This window comes from Undibacterium sp. TJN19 (genome assembly GCF_049339485.1).
Classification (GTDB): domain Bacteria; phylum Pseudomonadota; class Gammaproteobacteria; order Burkholderiales; family Burkholderiaceae_D; genus Undibacterium.
The window spans coordinates 275,185-290,077 of the sequence record NZ_JBMPPL010000007.1 but is presented as its reverse complement, the minus strand read 5'-3'; the positions used below and the strand labels follow the sequence as shown (position 1 = coordinate 290,077).

Here is a 14,893-nt window from a genome sequence, read left to right as displayed (position 1 = left end):
GTAATGACAGAAATAAGAGAAATAAATGCGAAAATCAAACATCCGTGGCTGGCTCATCTACTGGTTATACGCTGCCGCAGCCGGGCATTTCCTGGTTGGTGCCTTGCTACCCTGGATCAGTAGCCAGCCACTTGTTGAGGTTTATCATCAACTGATCGAGCAATATTTCTGGCCTGGCGCTGCCCCGGATGCTGCCCGCAATGCGCAAATCTGGTGGATGAGCCTGTTCGGTGCCACAGTACAAACCGTGGGTTTGTGGATGGGTGCCCTGGTTTATTTTGGCGACAAATATCGCAGCCGCATTGCCTGGGGCTGGCTGACGGCGGGCATCCTGATCTGGGCACCACAAGACATGCTGATATCCATGCAGGCGAAGATGATAGTCAATGTCTGGGTGGACTGCTTTGCCCTGCTCATGCTGATTCCACCCTTGCTGCTGCTATGGAAAATCGATGCGACGCTCATCAAGAGCGCCGGAGAAAGCAAATGAAAGCGACACCTGCACAAACCACGACACGGCCTTCAGAGGGTGAACTGTTCCGCAGAATACTGGGGTCGGAATGGCTGACGCTGCATCCCGACATCCAGGCGCGTTTTGCCAAAAACCCTGAGGTGGGCCAGCCTTTATACTACAACGGCGTACTGAGTGAACTGAGCTGTTCAGGCCTGGGAAAACTGTTCGGCCACATTACCAAACCGATGATTGCGGGCGCCCTGATACCGTATACCGATCATGATTTTCCTGTCGATATTGAAGTGTATTCCAAGGCAGATTCTACGGCCATTTTCAAGCAGCGCATCTATCGCCTGCACAATCGCGCGCCCATACAGTTTACCTCCTACATGCAGGAAAGCGAAAAGGGTGAAGTGCTGGAATATGTAGGCATGGGCCTGGGCATGAAATTGCGCCTGCATGTGCATGAGGGCAACCTGTATTTCACCAGCGACGGTTATTTCTGGGATGTGCTTGGTGTACGCATTCCTATCCCTGGCATCCTTACCCCGGGCAAAACCTATTTATGCCATCGTAACGACAACACACAACAATTCAATATACGCATAGAAATCAAGCATGCGCTGTTCGGTACCACCTTCAAACAAGTTGGTGTGTTCCACGACTTGAATAACGATTCAAATAGAAACAAGACATCATGAACACTCACCTCATCGCATTGCAATTAATGGCGGCGCAAGGCTTGCTCGGCGCTTTTGACACCTTGTACCACCACGAACTGACAGAAGCCTTGCCGCAGCGGGCGACAGCACGCACAGAATTGGGCATACATGCGACCCGTGCGATTATCTATAGTCTCCTGTTCATCGGACTGTCGGCCTGGCAATGGCATGGCATCTGGGTACTCGTATTGATACTGGTATTTGGCGTAGAGATAGTCCTGACGCTGTGGGACTTTGTCATTGAAGACCAGACGCGCTTACTGCCTGCGACCGAGCGTGTCACCCACACTGTCCTGGCAATCAATGGCGGTGCCTTTATCACCCTGCTTGCACTTAACGTACCTGCCTGGTTACAGGAACCTACTGAACTGGTATGGCAAACGCACGGCATGCTTAGCGCATTTCTCGCTGTATGCGGTATTGGGGTAGGAATATCAGGCATGCGGGATGGCTTTGCGGCGCTGCGCTTACGACAACTGGAAATCAAAGAAAGACAGGCCCCCATGATGCACTTTAGCGATAAAGCAGAGCAGGTTTTAGTAACAGGCGCAACAGGTTTTATCGGACAGTTACTGGTCAAGGCTTTGCTGGCTGATGGACAGCAAGTGACCATCTTAAGCCGTAAGCCAAAACAGGCAGCCTGGAAATTTGACGGCAAGGTCAGAGTGATTGGCGCCATGCAGGAATTGCCAGCAAATCACCACATAGACGTCATCATCAACCTGGCAGGCGCACGCGTACTGGGCTGGCGCTGGTCAGAGGCACGCAAGACAGAATTGCGCAAAAGTCGCACTGGTCTGACCAACACGCTGGTGGACTGGATCAGCAAGGCAGAGACCAAACCGCGGCTGTTGCTGTCAGCTTCTGCCATTGGTTACTATGGCGTGCAAGCTCTGGGAGACGACACAGAATTAAGCGAAAATGCGCCACCTCAGGCCATTTTCATGTCGCAGTTATGTCAGGAATGGGAAGCTGCGAATCAGGCAGCCAGCGTTTACGGGGTAAAGGTAGCCAAAATGCGCCTTGGGCTGGTACTGGGGCATCAGGGCGCACTCGGCATGATGCTTTTGCCAATTAAAATGGGACTGGGTGGTGCCTTGGGCAGCGGCAGGCAATGGCAGTCATGGATACACGTGCAGGATGTTTTGCGCGGCATTGCCCATATCTGGCAACACGCTGGGTCAATCACCCATGATGAAACATATAATTTCACCGCCCCAGAAACTGTCACACAAAAACAATTCAGCACGATAGCCGCATGTGTTTTGCACAGACCGAGTTTCTTCCCGACACCTGGCTTGCCTGTACGTCTTTTATTGGGTGAACAGGCTAGTCTGCTATTGGATGGACAACGCGTCATACCGAAACACTTGCAGGAACAGGGCTTTGTTTTCAATTTTCCCAAGTTAGAAAAAGCACTGGCAGACCTGGTATAGAAATAGCCTGAGGTGAATAAATGGTTCGCAAAGCGGATATTAAAAATCTTGCCTACGGCATAGCAAGTTCATTCACTAGTCGCAACAATGACCTGGAAGCTTATTGGGCAATGGGAAAATTGCGCAGTTATGCCGAAAAGCAATGTGTGTCAGGCATACGTCTGGATTTGCTGCGATTGACATCAACGCCCGAGACTGCAGAGTTTGACATGCTGCTGCATCACTATCATTTCTGGCTGAATAGCTTCATGCAAAAGCATGATTTACCGTCAAACTGGTTCAGCCAGGCAGAAATAGAAATTAATTTTGCGCCTCAATATGATGAAGAAATAAAGTATTGGCGCCCAGGATCGGGAAGCCCTTATTCGTGTACCGTTTTTTTATGCGGTGAACGGTCAAAGCCAATATCCGCCTGCATTGGCGGGAACTGCCGCCCTCATGATCCAGGTAAGGAAAGCAGGCGTAGCTCATGAGTATCAATTATTCTACTATTGATGCTTGCAATTTCTTGGTAACACCTCATTTGTAAGCCTTCCTTCAACAGGAGCAGGCCATGTTTTTCCTCCACCACCCACAACCAGTACGTCCGCGCAAGGCAGTACCAGAATTACAGGTCAGCGCCCAGCGTTTTGCCCAGATAGATACAAAAACAATCGTGGTTGAATGTGGCAAGGAAGATCTGGATAAGCTGCAAAACCAGTCTTTAGAAAAAATCATAAGGCCCGGACCCGACTCCGGGCCTTATGATGAAAACCTGGCTGAAAAATCAAAAATCGATTAATCAGACTCAGGCGCTTGCACGTTTTTTTGCTTCTTCGTCGTACAGTTCTTTCTTCGACAATTTTCCTACCGGTGTTTTGGGTAATTCTGCGCGTATATCCATGGCTTGTGGCATTTCGTGCTTGCCCAGGCGCTCTTTCAGGAAATCTTTCAGTTCATCAAAACTGAAAGGCGCTGCACCGGTTTTCAGTTTGATAAAGGCCTTGGCTGCCTGACCGCGATATTCATCGGGAATGCCGATGACGCTGACTTCAGCAACCGCTGGGTGCTCATAAATCGCTTCTTCAATATTGCGTGGATAGACGTTATAGCCACCGGACAGGATCATGTCCTTGGTGCGGTCGACAATATACACAAAGCCGTCCGCATCCATATAGCCCACATCACCGGTACGGAAATAGCCATCGCTGGTAAAGGCATCCCTGGTCGCCTCAGGTTTGTTCCAGTAGCCTTTCATGATGTTGGCACCGGCCACGCAGATTTCACCCCGCTCGCCCAAAGCGACTTCCTGGCGCGGATCATCAATGCTGACGAACTTAAAACTGATGCCCGGTGTAGGCAAGCCACAAGAACCATTCTTGCGCGCACCACCCAAAGGCGTAAAAGTGCCGGTGGGCGAAGTCTCAGTCATGCCCCAGCCTTCAAGCAGCGTGCAACCTGTCAGTGCCTGGAATTGTTGCAACACTTCTGTCGGCAAGGGTGCGCCACCGGAATTGCAAAACTTCAGGGCGCTCAAATCAAACTCTTTGATTTGCGGGTGATGAATGATGGCGGTGTACATGGTCGGCACGCCGGGGAATACCGTAATTTTTTTATTGGCCAGGTCCTTGACGACGGTGTCCACATCAAAGCGCGTATGCAAGACGATTTCTGCACCCAGGCGTATGCCAAACAACATATCCACCGTCAAGGCATAGATGTGGAATAGCGGCAGCACGGCCAGCAGTTTTTCCTTACCCTCTTCCAGTACACGCGGCTCGATATTGGTGGTTTCCATGATCTGGCTGCAAGCCGTAGTCAGGTTGCCATGCGTGAGCATGGCTCCTTTTGGCAAACCCGTCGTGCCACCCGTATATTGCAGCGTAGCGATAGCTTCTTTGGGGTCTATTTGCGGGATAGGCGCGTATTGCCCATCATTATCGAGCAATTGCGCAAACAGCAGATGTTGCGCATCCACAGGTATGGCGCTAAGCTGCCCGGCCTTTTCCAGGTTGGCCCTGACTGCATCGGGGTAAGGCGACATTTCTGCAATATTACCGATAATCAGTTTTTGCAGACGCGTATGACCCAGCATTTTGGCCATGTGCGGATACAGCATGACCATGTCCAGCGTTACCAGCATGTCGGTGTGGCTATCTGCCACTTTGTGTTCAAGCACTTTTTCCGCATCCAGCGGAGAGTAATTGACCACCGTACCACCAGCTTGCAGGATTGCGAAAAAACTGATGACGTAATGTGGTGTGTTTGGCAAATACAAACCTATGTGCATACCTGGCTCGACGCCCAGTTGCTGGAAACCCCTGGTTGCCTGGTTGACGAGTTTTTGCAGTTCGCCATACGTGGTTTTCTTGCCCATGAATTCAAGGGCTGGCAGGTCCGGCCATCTAGCGGCGGCGTCATGCAACAGTTGCGGAACGCTGCTGATGGGCAGGTCGGCATCCCAGTGTACGCCAGCAGGGTAAGATTGGATCCAGGGAGTGTCGCGCATTTTTTGTCTCTCTATTTTTAGGAATAATTTGAAAATGTCAGCAAGCCGGGCAGTTAACGTCGGAAAAGCCCCGCCTCAAAAAGAGGAAGAGCCCGTCCACAACTACCGTTCCATCAACCGCATCAAGTAAGAATCAAGCCGTAAGTAATTATTTTTTCTCCATGTGCTTTTTCAACTCCATCTTGCCTATCTGATTCCTGTGCACTTCATCCGGCCCATCTGCCAGGCGCAAGGTGCGGGCTTGGGCATAGGAATACGCGAGGCCAAAGTCATCCGACACACCACCACCGCCATGCGCCTGTATGGCCCAGTCAATGACCTGGCAAGCCATGGTTGGCGCAGCTACCTTGATCATGGCGATTTCTTTGGCGGCGGCCTTATTGCCTACCGTGTCCATCATCTGCGCGGCATTCAAGACCAGGAAACGCGCCTGATCGATAAGAATACGGGCATTGGCAATACGCTCCAGTGTCACCCCCTGCTCTGCTACCCGCTTACCAAAAGCCACACGTGTCAAAGAGCGTTTGCACATATCTTCCAGCGCACGTTCTGCCAGGCCGATGAGACGCATGCAGTGATGAATGCGGCCAGGCCCAAGGCGGCCCTGGGCAATTTCAAAGCCACGGCCTTCGCCCAGCAAAATATTGGATGCAGGTACACGTACATTTTCAAACAGGACTTCTCCATGACCATGCGGTGCATCGTCATAACCAAATACCGGCAAGGCACGCAGGATGGTCACGCCCGGTGTATCACGCGGCACGATGATCATGGATTGCTGTTTATGACGATCAGCATTGTCAGGATCACTCTTGCCCATGAAGATAAACACTTTGCAGCGTGGATCATTGGCACCGGACGACCACCATTTGCGGCCATTGATGACATACTCATCGCCATCACGGACAATGGAGGCTTCGATATTGGTGGCGTCAGAGGATGCGACTGCCGGTTCTGTCATGGCAAAGCAGGAACGGATTTCGCCTCGCAACAAGGGCTTCAGCCATTGTTCCTGATGCTCTGGCGTACCGTAACGGGCAAACACTTCCATATTGCCGGTATCAGGTGCCGAGCAATTGAATACTTCTGGTGCCCAGACCGCGCGGCCCATGATTTCGCACAGAGGTGCATATTCGAGATTGGTCAAGCCTGCGCCATGACCGGATTCTGGCAGGAAGAGGTTCCACAAACCGGCATCGCGCGCCTTGGCCTTGAGTTGCTCAACAACCTTGGTTGGTATCCACGCATTGCCCGCCTTGCGGTTGGCAGCGATCTCACCAAAGAAAGTTTTTTCATTTGGATAGACATGCTCATCCATGAAGGCGATCAGGCGTGCCTGCAAATCTTTGACTTTGGGGCTGTATTGAAAATCCATGATGTGTCCTTTTCCTTGTTTGTTCAGTTTGCTAGGTTCGCTCAGTTTTTTAAATGGACATGGCTCTGTCCGCTTTACTTTCTTTGTAGCTCAATATTGCGCGCCGTCAGCAATGCTGTTGCGCATAAAATCTCTTCGCCATTACGTACAGAAAAAACCTCTGCGGCGCTGACAGTCAATAACTTGCTGTGTGAAATGACGCGTCCACGTGCCAGTAATTTTTCACCATCGGCAGGGGCGACTATCTTCAAACTACAATCAATACTGGCGTTGATCCAGCCTGCTGGCAGCATTGTGCCAGCGGCAGAGACACCAGCAAAATCAGCAACTGCGAAGATGGCTGTGGCCTGCATTTTTCCGGGTACGAAACTGAGTTCTTCGCGGTAAGCGATCTCCAGCTCCACTTCACCCGGCGTTATCTGCACAAATTCTATCCCCAGCCATTTCGCCATGGGCATGGCCAACACCAGGCTCTTCAGTTGCGCTGCGTAATCTGGATTGCTTGCTACGTATGCCGGTTTCATGGTCGTGCCTTGTTTATTGCCTTAGCTAACCAGATAACCACCATCAACATTGATGCAGGCACCTGTCGTATAGCTCGATGCATTCGATGCCAGGTACAAGACCGTGCCGGCCATTTCATCGGGTTCGGCAATGCGCTTCATGGGTATGCGGGTCAATGCTCTTTCGAGAATGACGGGATTGTGGAACAGGGCTGAGGCAAACTTGGTATCAGTCGCGCCAGGCAGCAAGGCATTCACGCGCACGCCCATGGGTGCACACTCTTGGGCGAAGGATTTGGTCATGGCGATGACCGCTGCCTTGGTGATGGAATAAATCCCCTGCATGGCGCCTGGCACTACGCCGTTGACAGAAGCCACATTGATGATGCTGCCGCCACCATGTTTTGCCATCAGTTTGGCACCGGCTGAAGACATGAAGAAATAGCCGCGTATATTGACATCGACCGTCTTCTGGAACGCGCTGACATCCGTCTCGGTGATATGCCCGAAGTGTGGGTTGGTGGCGGCATTGTTGACCAGAATATCAAGCTTGCCGTGCGCTGCTGTAATGTCAGCAAACAGGGCATCTATCTGCGCCATTTCACCGATATGGCAGGCACGTGCTTCTGCCTTGCCGCCGGCAGCGATAATCGATGCCACCACGGCTTCGCAAGCTTCAGCCTTACGGCTGCTCACGATGACATAGGCACCGTTGGCAGCCAGGGTTTTGGCAACGGCTTCACCTATGCCACGGCTGGCGCCGGTAACCAGTGCGACCTTGCCGACCAAATCAAACATTGCTGTCATCTGTCTCTCTCATTTCTCTTATTTCGTTAAACGTAAGTGATGGCTTTGGAATTGTTCAACACTTCAAGATGCGAAAAGTTATTCAGGTAAGCCAGTGCTGGACGCACTATGCCTTCTGCGGTCGGCTGCAAATGAAAGCGCGTGACTGCACTATTCACCAGCGACCAGTTGAGTTCAGCAAAGCGTGGGTCGGGGAAGCCAAGCACATGCTGGCATAGCGCCGAGATTGTGCCGCCCGAGGTGAACACCACGATGTTCTTCGCATCATCCGCAATCGCCAGTTGCTTGTGCATGGCGGTAACGCAGCGCTGACGGAATTCATTCCAGCTTTCTACATATTCCGTATCATGCTCACCTGACATCCAGCGGCTGATAGCCTGGGCAAAAATATCCTGGAAGGCCTGCTTGCCATTCGGCGTATTCAAGAGGAAATGCTTGACGGCTGCCGGGTCATCAAAAGCCGGCACATGCCGCGCCAGAACTTCATGATGGTTGTATTCATTAAAACCCGCATCACAATGCCAGGCAGAGGTGTCGAGTGCATCAATATCCTGTTGCAGCATTTCAGACAGACAGGCTTGCGCGGTTTGCTGGTGCCGTTTCAGCGCACCCGTGACAACACGTGAGACCTGCATATCACGTGCAGCCCACCAGCGGCCCAGATGACGCGCCTGCTGTTCACCCAGTTCAGACAATTGGTCATAGTTCTGGTTGCCAAATGACGCCTGTCCATGCCTGACCAGATATAAAGCTGCCATTAGTTCCTCAATAAATAAACGCATTAATTTGATGAACAAAGTGTATGCCCACACCTATAATTGATCAAATGAATAGTTATTATCTGAATTAATTAATTTTATGCATTTATCCCGTGTCGATTTAAACCTGTTCACTGTCTTTGTTGCCATCTATACCGAAGGCAGCGTGACGCGTGCCAGCCAGCAACTGAACCTGACACAGCCAGCCATCAGCCATGCGCTGAATCGCTTGCGGCAATTGTTCAATGACCCTTTGTTCGTGCGTCAGGGGCAGATGATGGTCTCGACCCCGCTGGCGCGCAGCATCATAGAACCAGTGCGGCAAGCCTTGCGCGGGCTGGAGGTGACGCTGACCGAGAATGACAAGTTTGACCCGGCACTGGCGACCAAACAGTTCAACCTGGCCTTGCGGGATGTTTTGGAATCCACCGCCCTGCCGCCACTGATGGAAAGCATTACGCGGCTGGCGCCGCAAATCAATCTGGCAGCGATACAGGTGGAAAGAAGAGAGCTGGTCAGTGAACTGGCCGCGGGCAGCCTGGATCTGGCAATTGACATGCTATTGCCATTGCCGAATGAAATACATCGCCAGAAGATAAAGCAGGACACCACCGTGGTGCTGGCCAGACGTGATCACCCTGTCATTCAGGGCAAGCTGGATATGGACAGTTATATGCAGGCAGAACACATACTGGCCAGTTCGCGCCGCAAGGGCATGGGTCTGGAAGATTTTGAACTGAGCCGCCTGGGATTGCAAAGACGCATACGCCTGCGTTGCCAGCATTACTTCGCTGCTTGCAGGGTCGTCAGCCAGACTGATCTGTTACTGACCATGCCAGAAGGCTATGCGCGCATTGCCAATGAACAGTTTGACAACCAGATTTTACCTTTGCCAGTAGTCATGCCTTCTTGGGATGTGTATTTGTACTGGCACCAGAATGTGGAAAATGATCCGGCCAATCGCTGGTTGAGGCAACAGGTGATACAGGCATTTCAAGCATCCATCACGCCGGACGACTGATTTGCTGCCATATCTGCCTGCCGCTGGTTTGAATGCCTTATTTTCCCGCTACAGGGGCGTCCGGCAACAGGCAGGCATCGATAATCTGTAAATCATTATCTTTGGCAAAACTGACCACAAAGTGATATGCCAGCGGCTCAATTTCACGTATGGCTTCATTGACCACGACAGAACGCACGCCATTTAACAGGATAGGACGCACATAGGGCGAGTATTGCAGGTGCGAATTACGCCCACCGTCAGGGCTGAAACAGGACATGGCTCCGCACAGGCGCTCTGCCCAGTCACTGGGGCGAAATTGTTTGCCATCACTGGTAAGACCTTGGATGAAAAACTCGCGTACTTGCTGAGGTTGCGTTTTATTGGAATCGGCCATGTGCTCGGCTCGCTATGAAGCAAGAGTGAAAAAAGCTTAACATCATTATGTGATACCAAGCTTTCAGAATACTTCCATATTATATCTTATAGAAGACTTGAATCAAAATCGCCGGGTAGATATATTGTGAGCCTTTGCAAAATTCGTTCCCACATCGGTAAACATGCCTGGCAATTAAGCCAATATAGTTCATTTTGAATCTTAGTAAAGTGCGGTAGCCAACGTGTACTTGACCACCCTGCCATGTAAGCACAGGCACACTACAGGGGCATGACTGACCAGAAGCCCGTCTGAAGCCAGCTGTTTTTTTATAGACGGCTTCGGAAAGGCAACAGTAATTTTGTCAACAGAGTTTGTCTTTTCACCACTTCCAATATCAGCAAGGGCAGCAGCAGGCCGCAAAACAGGGCAACGATGGCATGCAGGTAGTCATTGGAAGCCTGCGGATCCAGCTTGCCCAGCAGCGTAAAGACTTTCCACTCTATCCATGAATGAAAAATCATGATGAACAGACTGCTATTACCCAGATAAGCAAATACCCGCCTGCCAGCAGGCCAGTGACCCAGTGCATCTGCCATACACAGCAACAGGTAAATGCCTGCCACCGCCTGCGCAGTAGACACCCACCAGCTGTCGTACTGGCGCATGTTCAGGTCTATGGTGTCATCGAACAAGATATGCAAGGCCACGAAGACCAGGGCCGCCAGCATTAAAATCCACAGGCGCGGCTTAAAGTGCATGACCTTGTCACGCAACAGATAACCCAGCAGGATAAATGCCGTACTGATACCTAGCAAGTCGGCACTCCAGGGTAAGCCAGGGAAGTTGTTCTGGTGATTTGCCAGTATATGGTTCAGATGCTCATAAGCCTGCCCATCAAGCCGGGCCACCATTTGCGTGGCGACAATGCCAACGCCCAGCAGCAAAGCGGCAAGCAGCCAGGCTATTACCTGCCGCGATTGAAAGCAGTCAATGATACGTAATATGCCCCATGCTGCCAGCATGGCTAAAAAAAGATGCGGCAAATACCACAATGGCACCCATTCTATGGTGTTGCCGGTGCCATACAAGAGGCCAGCCAGATAAGTATCCCAGGGCACATGGGCAAACAGTATGCGAAAAGCGCCCCATACCAGCAGGACAATAAAATACGGTTTCAGCAGTGCATCTGCTTTGAACACCGCATAATCCCTGAAAGCGGCATCATGATGAAGCACAGCGCCTGACAAGAAAAAAAACAGGGGCATGTGGAAAGAAAAGACGATGCGAAACAATTCACCATGATCATGCGCAATGATCCAGTTGTGGCCAAACACCACCAGGATAATTCCCAGCCCTTTGCCAATATCAATGGTGGCGTTGCGTGCCTGCATGTGGCTACCGTCCTCCTGGTATCAGTTACTTCAGCTTTCGATCGTCATTGGGCAGGCTAACGCTGGCCATTCTTGCAGTATCAGTGAGTTTATCGATGCTGACACCGGCTGGCCATCAACCATCAGGCGGTTACGTGCCATGCATTCATGCTGTGCTCCCAGTTTTCTCGCGACCTGCATACTGAGTTCATTACCTTCAGCAACCACGATCTCTATGCGGTTAAAGCCCATGTGCCTGAAGCCGGCTTCTGCGAGTATGCGAGCTACCTGGGTGGCAATGCCCTGCCCCTGTTTTGATTGCCTGACCCAATAACCGAGGTTACAGTAATTGTGCATCTTGCTGATCAGGTTCAGGCCACAGCCGCCCAATAACTCCTTGCCGTCTTCAGTGAAGATACCAAATTCATACGCCGTACTTTCTGCACGGGCACGGTTGCAGGCGTCAAACCATTCATGCGCGCCATCCACCGTAAACCCGGCATGGCACCATGACATCCAGCGCCCTACCGTGGGCACTGATTCCAGCACCACGGCGGCAAATTGTTCGGCATCACCAGCTTCTAACGCGCGCAGGCAAATACCGGGAGCGATAATTTTTTTCATGTTTTCAACAAGCAGTTTGCATGTCTGGAATAGTTCAGGGGTGCATTTCAGCCCAGGCAGCAATCAATGCCTGAAAATCATCAGGGTTATGCGGATATTGCAGATCTTGCCCATCCAGTTGCAGCCAGGATTGCGCACTGGCTGTCCAGATATGTGCCACTGGCTTCAAATCACGTGCATCGTCCAGGGTTCCCGGTTTGATACTGAGAACGGCGTCCTGACCAAGAATACGGTGGAACAAGCGTGTCCCGCAAACCGGACAAAAGCTGCATTCCATCTGTCGGCCGGATGGCATGGTGCGCACCCATTTCTGCAAGTGGCCATGGGCTAATTCCAATACGGCATCCGCGATCCAGAAAGCCATGCCAAAGGCGCTGGATGACTGGCGCTGACAATCCTTGCAATGACAGCAAAACAGGGTTAATGGTCGTCCCTGAACCACATATTGAATATCACCGCACTGACACTGGCCTTTGAAAGTTTTTGGCATGACTAGACATAAGAAATGACGACGACCAAATCAGGAACGCGAAAAGAGCTGGCTGCAATGCAAGGCCAGCTTCGTTGACTTATACCCAGGCAGCAAAGGACAGGAGCAAGAGCAGCAACATCCACAGTAGCAAGGCGCGCCAGACCAGGCCAACCGCGCTTTGCAAAGCCCTGGGCGATGCCTCAGCACCGGGCTGGCTTTCCAGCTCCAGGCTGTCGACATCAACGGCGCTGGCATCGGCCTGCAAGACCATGGCTTTTTCTTCAGGTTCGCCGAGACGTACACCAAGTGCACCACCACCTGCCGATAAAATGATACCGACTACCTCATCCGACCAGCGGTCAGCATAGTTACGCCATGAATAAACCGCATCTTCGAAATTACCGACAACGGCAAAGGCGACCGCCGTCAGGCGGGCTGGTATCCAGTCTATCCAGTAAAACACCTGGGCGGCATAGACACCGAACTCTTCATTTTTCATATGCTCAGGTTCATTCCATGCCCGCGCCAGATATTCGGCAACACGGTACATGACGGCACATGCTGGCCCGACCGGCATCAGGAACCAGAAAAACACGCCAAACACATTGCGATGGCTGGCGATCAATGAACGCTCCACTGCCAGCCGGGAGATTTCAGAAACATCCATGCCAGTGGTATCGAGATGCGTCCATTCAGCCAGGTAACGGCGGGCAGCCTCTTCATCGCCTGAACTCAGGGCCAGTTGTATGGACGTGAAATAATGGCTGTAACGACGAAAACCCAGCGTCAGATAAACGATGATCACATTCCAGATCAGTGCCGCAAAAGGGCTGAGGCGGTGACACAACCAATAGATCAGCGCGGTAGGCACAGTCAGCAAGCCGACAATGATCCACCAGCCCAGGCGACCGTGCTTGATTTTACCTGCATTAAACGAAGCCTCGATTTTTTCAGCCAGCGTCTGGATTTGCGTATAGATAGGGTTATCTGCCCGCAAAGGCTTGAGCTGCTCAATTAACAGGGCCAACAGAATGGAAATAAAGGTCATGATTGACTGGACTTATGTTGCAGCGCAAAGCGGCAAACAATGAATTTGCAAATGCGGCAAGTGTAAACCGATTTAGTCAGATTATGAAGCTTTGTTCCAGCGTCCCGGTTATTAATTCATTCGATAACAAATCTGGAGAAGTCCTTATGAGGCAAGAAGCCAAGCACAGCAAGGCTGGTGCCTTACCAGGATTTGCGACACAGTATCGTGGCGATCCTCGTCAGATTTGGCCAGATTTGTTGAATGAATCCGTCGATCAGGACACTAAAAGCAAGTCTTTTGCTATCATGCGCGCAAAAAATGAAACAGATTGCGCAACATACCAGCCGTTGCGCCCCAGATGAAATGCTGCTGATAGGGCATGGCATAAAATTGCCGCTGACCACTACCATCGGGCAACTCAAATGTCCTGCGCTGATGGTTTTTGCCATCCATCAGAAAAGCCAATGGTACTTCAAAGATGGCAGCCACTTCGGTAGGGTCAGACTGCAATTCAAAAGCAGGATTCACCAGCGCCACGATAGGGCTGACCTGATAGCCGGTACCGGTACGGTATTCTGGCAAACGCCCCAGCACATCGACAAAACGCCGTTGCAAACCCACTTCTTCTTCAGCTTCACGCAAGGCAGTTTCTACGGGATTGATGTCGGCTTCTTCAAAACGCCCACCCGGGAAACTGATTTGCCCAGGATGGTCGTTCAAATGCGCGGCCCTTTCGGTCAGCAGCAAGGTCAAGCCATCTTTATGCTGGACAATGGGAATCAATACCGAAGCTGGCTTAAAGAGTAAATTTTTCGAGAAGAAATTCTCGTCGCTCACCTCTGGCGCCCATTCCCTTTGTTCAGAAAAGCGCTGGCGTAACCAGTCAGCCGACAGGCGATATGCCGGTACCGCTGCTTCATCGGCAGTGGAATGTATAGGCAACAGTTCAGGATTAAGGAAAGCTTTGCTCAAAATAATAAACTTTTTCTTTCAAATGAAAAAAGGATGCCTGAGCATCCTTTTTTTTGATACTGCAAGACCAGATATTACTCTGCTTTTGCGGCAGCAACTTTACGTGCTGGCAATTTCTCTTTAATACGAGCAGATTTACCAGAACGTTCACGCAAGTAGTACAACTTAGCGCGACGTACATCACCGCGACGTTTCACTTCGATAGAAGCGATCAGTGGGGAATACAACTGGAATGTACGCTCAACGCCTTCGCCGGAAGAAATCTTACGGACGATGAAGTTGGAATTCAAACCACGGTTACGACGGGAGATAACAACACCTTCGTAAGCCTGTGCACGTTTGCGAGTACCTTCAACAACGTTGACGCTCACAACGACTGTGTCACCTGGTGCAAAGTCAGGAATGCTCTTGCCGAGGCGAGCAATTTCTTCTTGCTCTAATTTTTGGATCAGATCCATTTTTTACTCCTAAGACCATCTTGCCGACGCCGCAGAACCTGGTTC

The 14,893-nt window shown here is 51.2% G+C and carries 17 protein-coding genes; 5 read left to right on the top strand and 12 right to left on the bottom strand.

Translation table 11 applies throughout. From position 1 onward, the window contains the following. Positions 1-25 precede the first annotated feature (25 nt). The 4 genes from ACO0LH_RS19675 to ACO0LH_RS19660 all read left to right on the top strand — a co-directional run bounded on the left by ACO0LH_RS19675 (position 26) and on the right by ACO0LH_RS19660 (position 3,393). Entirely contained in the window at positions 26-490 is a 465-nt protein-coding gene (locus tag ACO0LH_RS19675) for a cell division protein (protein WP_422942836.1), read from the top strand. Next, the gene (locus ACO0LH_RS19670; RefSeq protein WP_422942834.1) at positions 487-1,155 is read left to right on the top strand and encodes a DUF4166 domain-containing protein; all 669 of its coding nucleotides are present in this window, start codon (positions 487-489) and stop codon (positions 1,153-1,155) included. The genes ACO0LH_RS19675 and ACO0LH_RS19670 overlap by 4 nt, the downstream gene beginning before the upstream one ends. Further along, entirely contained in the window at positions 1,152-2,612 is a 1,461-nt protein-coding gene (locus ACO0LH_RS19665) for a TIGR01777 family oxidoreductase (RefSeq protein ID WP_422942833.1), read from the top strand. The genes ACO0LH_RS19670 and ACO0LH_RS19665 overlap by 4 nt, the downstream gene beginning before the upstream one ends. Before the next feature lie 553 nt (positions 2,613-3,165). After that, the gene (locus ACO0LH_RS19660; protein WP_422942832.1) at positions 3,166-3,393 is read left to right on the top strand and encodes a hypothetical protein; all 228 of its coding nucleotides are present in this window, start codon (positions 3,166-3,168) and stop codon (positions 3,391-3,393) included. 6 nt (positions 3,394-3,399) lie between these two features. Here ACO0LH_RS19660 and ACO0LH_RS19655 read toward each other — a convergent pair whose 3' ends face one another. From ACO0LH_RS19655 to ACO0LH_RS19635, 5 genes are all read right to left on the bottom strand, one after another. Further along, positions 3,400-5,100, bottom strand: a complete 1,701-nt coding sequence (locus ACO0LH_RS19655) for a long-chain-fatty-acid--CoA ligase (protein WP_422942831.1) — start codon at positions 5,098-5,100, stop codon at positions 3,400-3,402. Between the two features lie 148 nt (positions 5,101-5,248). Further along, complete coding sequence (locus ACO0LH_RS19650) at positions 5,249-6,475, bottom strand: acyl-CoA dehydrogenase (RefSeq protein WP_422942830.1); 1,227 nt, start codon at positions 6,473-6,475, stop codon at positions 5,249-5,251. 74 nt (positions 6,476-6,549) lie between these two features. Continuing rightward, the gene (locus ACO0LH_RS19645; protein ID WP_422942829.1) at positions 6,550-6,999 is read right to left on the bottom strand and encodes a PaaI family thioesterase; all 450 of its coding nucleotides are present in this window, start codon (positions 6,997-6,999) and stop codon (positions 6,550-6,552) included. A gap of 21 nt (positions 7,000-7,020) precedes the next feature. Next, positions 7,021-7,785 carry an SDR family oxidoreductase gene (locus tag ACO0LH_RS19640; RefSeq protein WP_422942828.1) on the bottom strand — a complete coding sequence of 255 codons (765 nt, stop codon included), beginning with the start codon at positions 7,783-7,785 and terminating at the stop codon, positions 7,021-7,023. Between the two features lie 26 nt (positions 7,786-7,811). Beyond that, a complete protein-coding gene (locus tag ACO0LH_RS19635; RefSeq protein ID WP_422942827.1) occupies positions 7,812-8,543 on the bottom strand; it encodes a histidine phosphatase family protein in 732 nt (243 codons plus the stop codon). Between the two features lie 100 nt (positions 8,544-8,643). Here ACO0LH_RS19635 and ACO0LH_RS19630 point away from each other — a divergent pair, with 100 nt between their 5' ends. Then, a complete protein-coding gene (locus ACO0LH_RS19630; protein WP_422942826.1) occupies positions 8,644-9,564 on the top strand; it encodes a LysR family transcriptional regulator in 921 nt (306 codons plus the stop codon). A gap of 37 nt (positions 9,565-9,601) precedes the next feature. Here ACO0LH_RS19630 and ACO0LH_RS19625 read toward each other — a convergent pair whose 3' ends face one another. The 7 genes from ACO0LH_RS19625 to rplS form a co-directional block, all read right to left on the bottom strand. Next, complete coding sequence (locus ACO0LH_RS19625) at positions 9,602-9,940, bottom strand: DUF3579 domain-containing protein (RefSeq protein WP_422942825.1); 339 nt, start codon at positions 9,938-9,940, stop codon at positions 9,602-9,604. Positions 9,941-10,248: 308 nt separating this feature from the next. Next, entirely contained in the window at positions 10,249-11,313 is a 1,065-nt protein-coding gene (locus ACO0LH_RS19620; RefSeq protein WP_422942824.1) for an acyltransferase family protein, read from the bottom strand. Between the two features lie 30 nt (positions 11,314-11,343). After that, positions 11,344-11,916 (bottom strand): GNAT family N-acetyltransferase, encoded by a 573-nt coding sequence (locus tag ACO0LH_RS19615; protein WP_422942823.1) that lies wholly within the window; start codon positions 11,914-11,916, stop codon positions 11,344-11,346. A gap of 34 nt (positions 11,917-11,950) precedes the next feature. After that, entirely contained in the window at positions 11,951-12,406 is a 456-nt protein-coding gene (locus ACO0LH_RS19610) for a GFA family protein (RefSeq protein WP_422942822.1), read from the bottom strand. 79 nt (positions 12,407-12,485) lie between these two features. Beyond that, positions 12,486-13,436: a CobD/CbiB family protein gene (locus ACO0LH_RS19605; RefSeq protein WP_422942821.1), complete on the bottom strand. Its 951-nt coding sequence runs from the start codon at positions 13,434-13,436 to the stop codon at positions 12,486-12,488. Positions 13,437-13,721: 285 nt separating this feature from the next. Then, positions 13,722-14,390 carry a CoA pyrophosphatase gene (locus tag ACO0LH_RS19600; RefSeq protein ID WP_422942820.1) on the bottom strand — a complete coding sequence of 223 codons (669 nt, stop codon included), beginning with the start codon at positions 14,388-14,390 and terminating at the stop codon, positions 13,722-13,724. Positions 14,391-14,464: 74 nt separating this feature from the next. After that, a complete protein-coding gene (gene rplS / locus ACO0LH_RS19595) occupies positions 14,465-14,848 on the bottom strand; it encodes a 50S ribosomal protein L19 (protein WP_422942819.1) in 384 nt (127 codons plus the stop codon). Positions 14,849-14,893: the final 45 nt, after the last annotated feature.

Coding starts and splice junctions, on each gene's coding strand:
- ACO0LH_RS19675 (WP_422942836.1), top strand. CDS start 26: ATGCGAAAATCAAACATCCGTGGCTGGCTCATCTACTGGTTATACGCT.
- ACO0LH_RS19670 (WP_422942834.1), top strand. CDS start 487: ATGAAAGCGACACCTGCACAAACCACGACACGGCCTTCAGAGGGTGAA.
- ACO0LH_RS19665 (WP_422942833.1), top strand. CDS start 1,152: ATGAACACTCACCTCATCGCATTGCAATTAATGGCGGCGCAAGGCTTG.
- ACO0LH_RS19660 (WP_422942832.1), top strand. CDS start 3,166: ATGTTTTTCCTCCACCACCCACAACCAGTACGTCCGCGCAAGGCAGTA.
- ACO0LH_RS19655 (WP_422942831.1), bottom strand. CDS start 5,100: ATGCGCGACACTCCCTGGATCCAATCTTACCCTGCTGGCGTACACTGG.
- ACO0LH_RS19650 (WP_422942830.1), bottom strand. CDS start 6,475: ATGGATTTTCAATACAGCCCCAAAGTCAAAGATTTGCAGGCACGCCTG.
- ACO0LH_RS19645 (WP_422942829.1), bottom strand. CDS start 6,999: ATGAAACCGGCATACGTAGCAAGCAATCCAGATTACGCAGCGCAACTG.
- ACO0LH_RS19640 (WP_422942828.1), bottom strand. CDS start 7,785: ATGACAGCAATGTTTGATTTGGTCGGCAAGGTCGCACTGGTTACCGGC.
- ACO0LH_RS19635 (WP_422942827.1), bottom strand. CDS start 8,543: ATGGCAGCTTTATATCTGGTCAGGCATGGACAGGCGTCATTTGGCAAC.
- ACO0LH_RS19630 (WP_422942826.1), top strand. CDS start 8,644: ATGCATTTATCCCGTGTCGATTTAAACCTGTTCACTGTCTTTGTTGCC.
- ACO0LH_RS19625 (WP_422942825.1), bottom strand. CDS start 9,940: ATGGCCGATTCCAATAAAACGCAACCTCAGCAAGTACGCGAGTTTTTC.
- ACO0LH_RS19620 (WP_422942824.1), bottom strand. CDS start 11,313: ATGCAGGCACGCAACGCCACCATTGATATTGGCAAAGGGCTGGGAATT.
- ACO0LH_RS19615 (WP_422942823.1), bottom strand. CDS start 11,916: ATGAAAAAAATTATCGCTCCCGGTATTTGCCTGCGCGCGTTAGAAGCT.
- ACO0LH_RS19610 (WP_422942822.1), bottom strand. CDS start 12,406: ATGCCAAAAACTTTCAAAGGCCAGTGTCAGTGCGGTGATATTCAATAT.
- ACO0LH_RS19605 (WP_422942821.1), bottom strand. CDS start 13,436: ATGACCTTTATTTCCATTCTGTTGGCCCTGTTAATTGAGCAGCTCAAG.
- rplS (WP_422942819.1), bottom strand. CDS start 14,848: ATGGATCTGATCCAAAAATTAGAGCAAGAAGAAATTGCTCGCCTCGGC.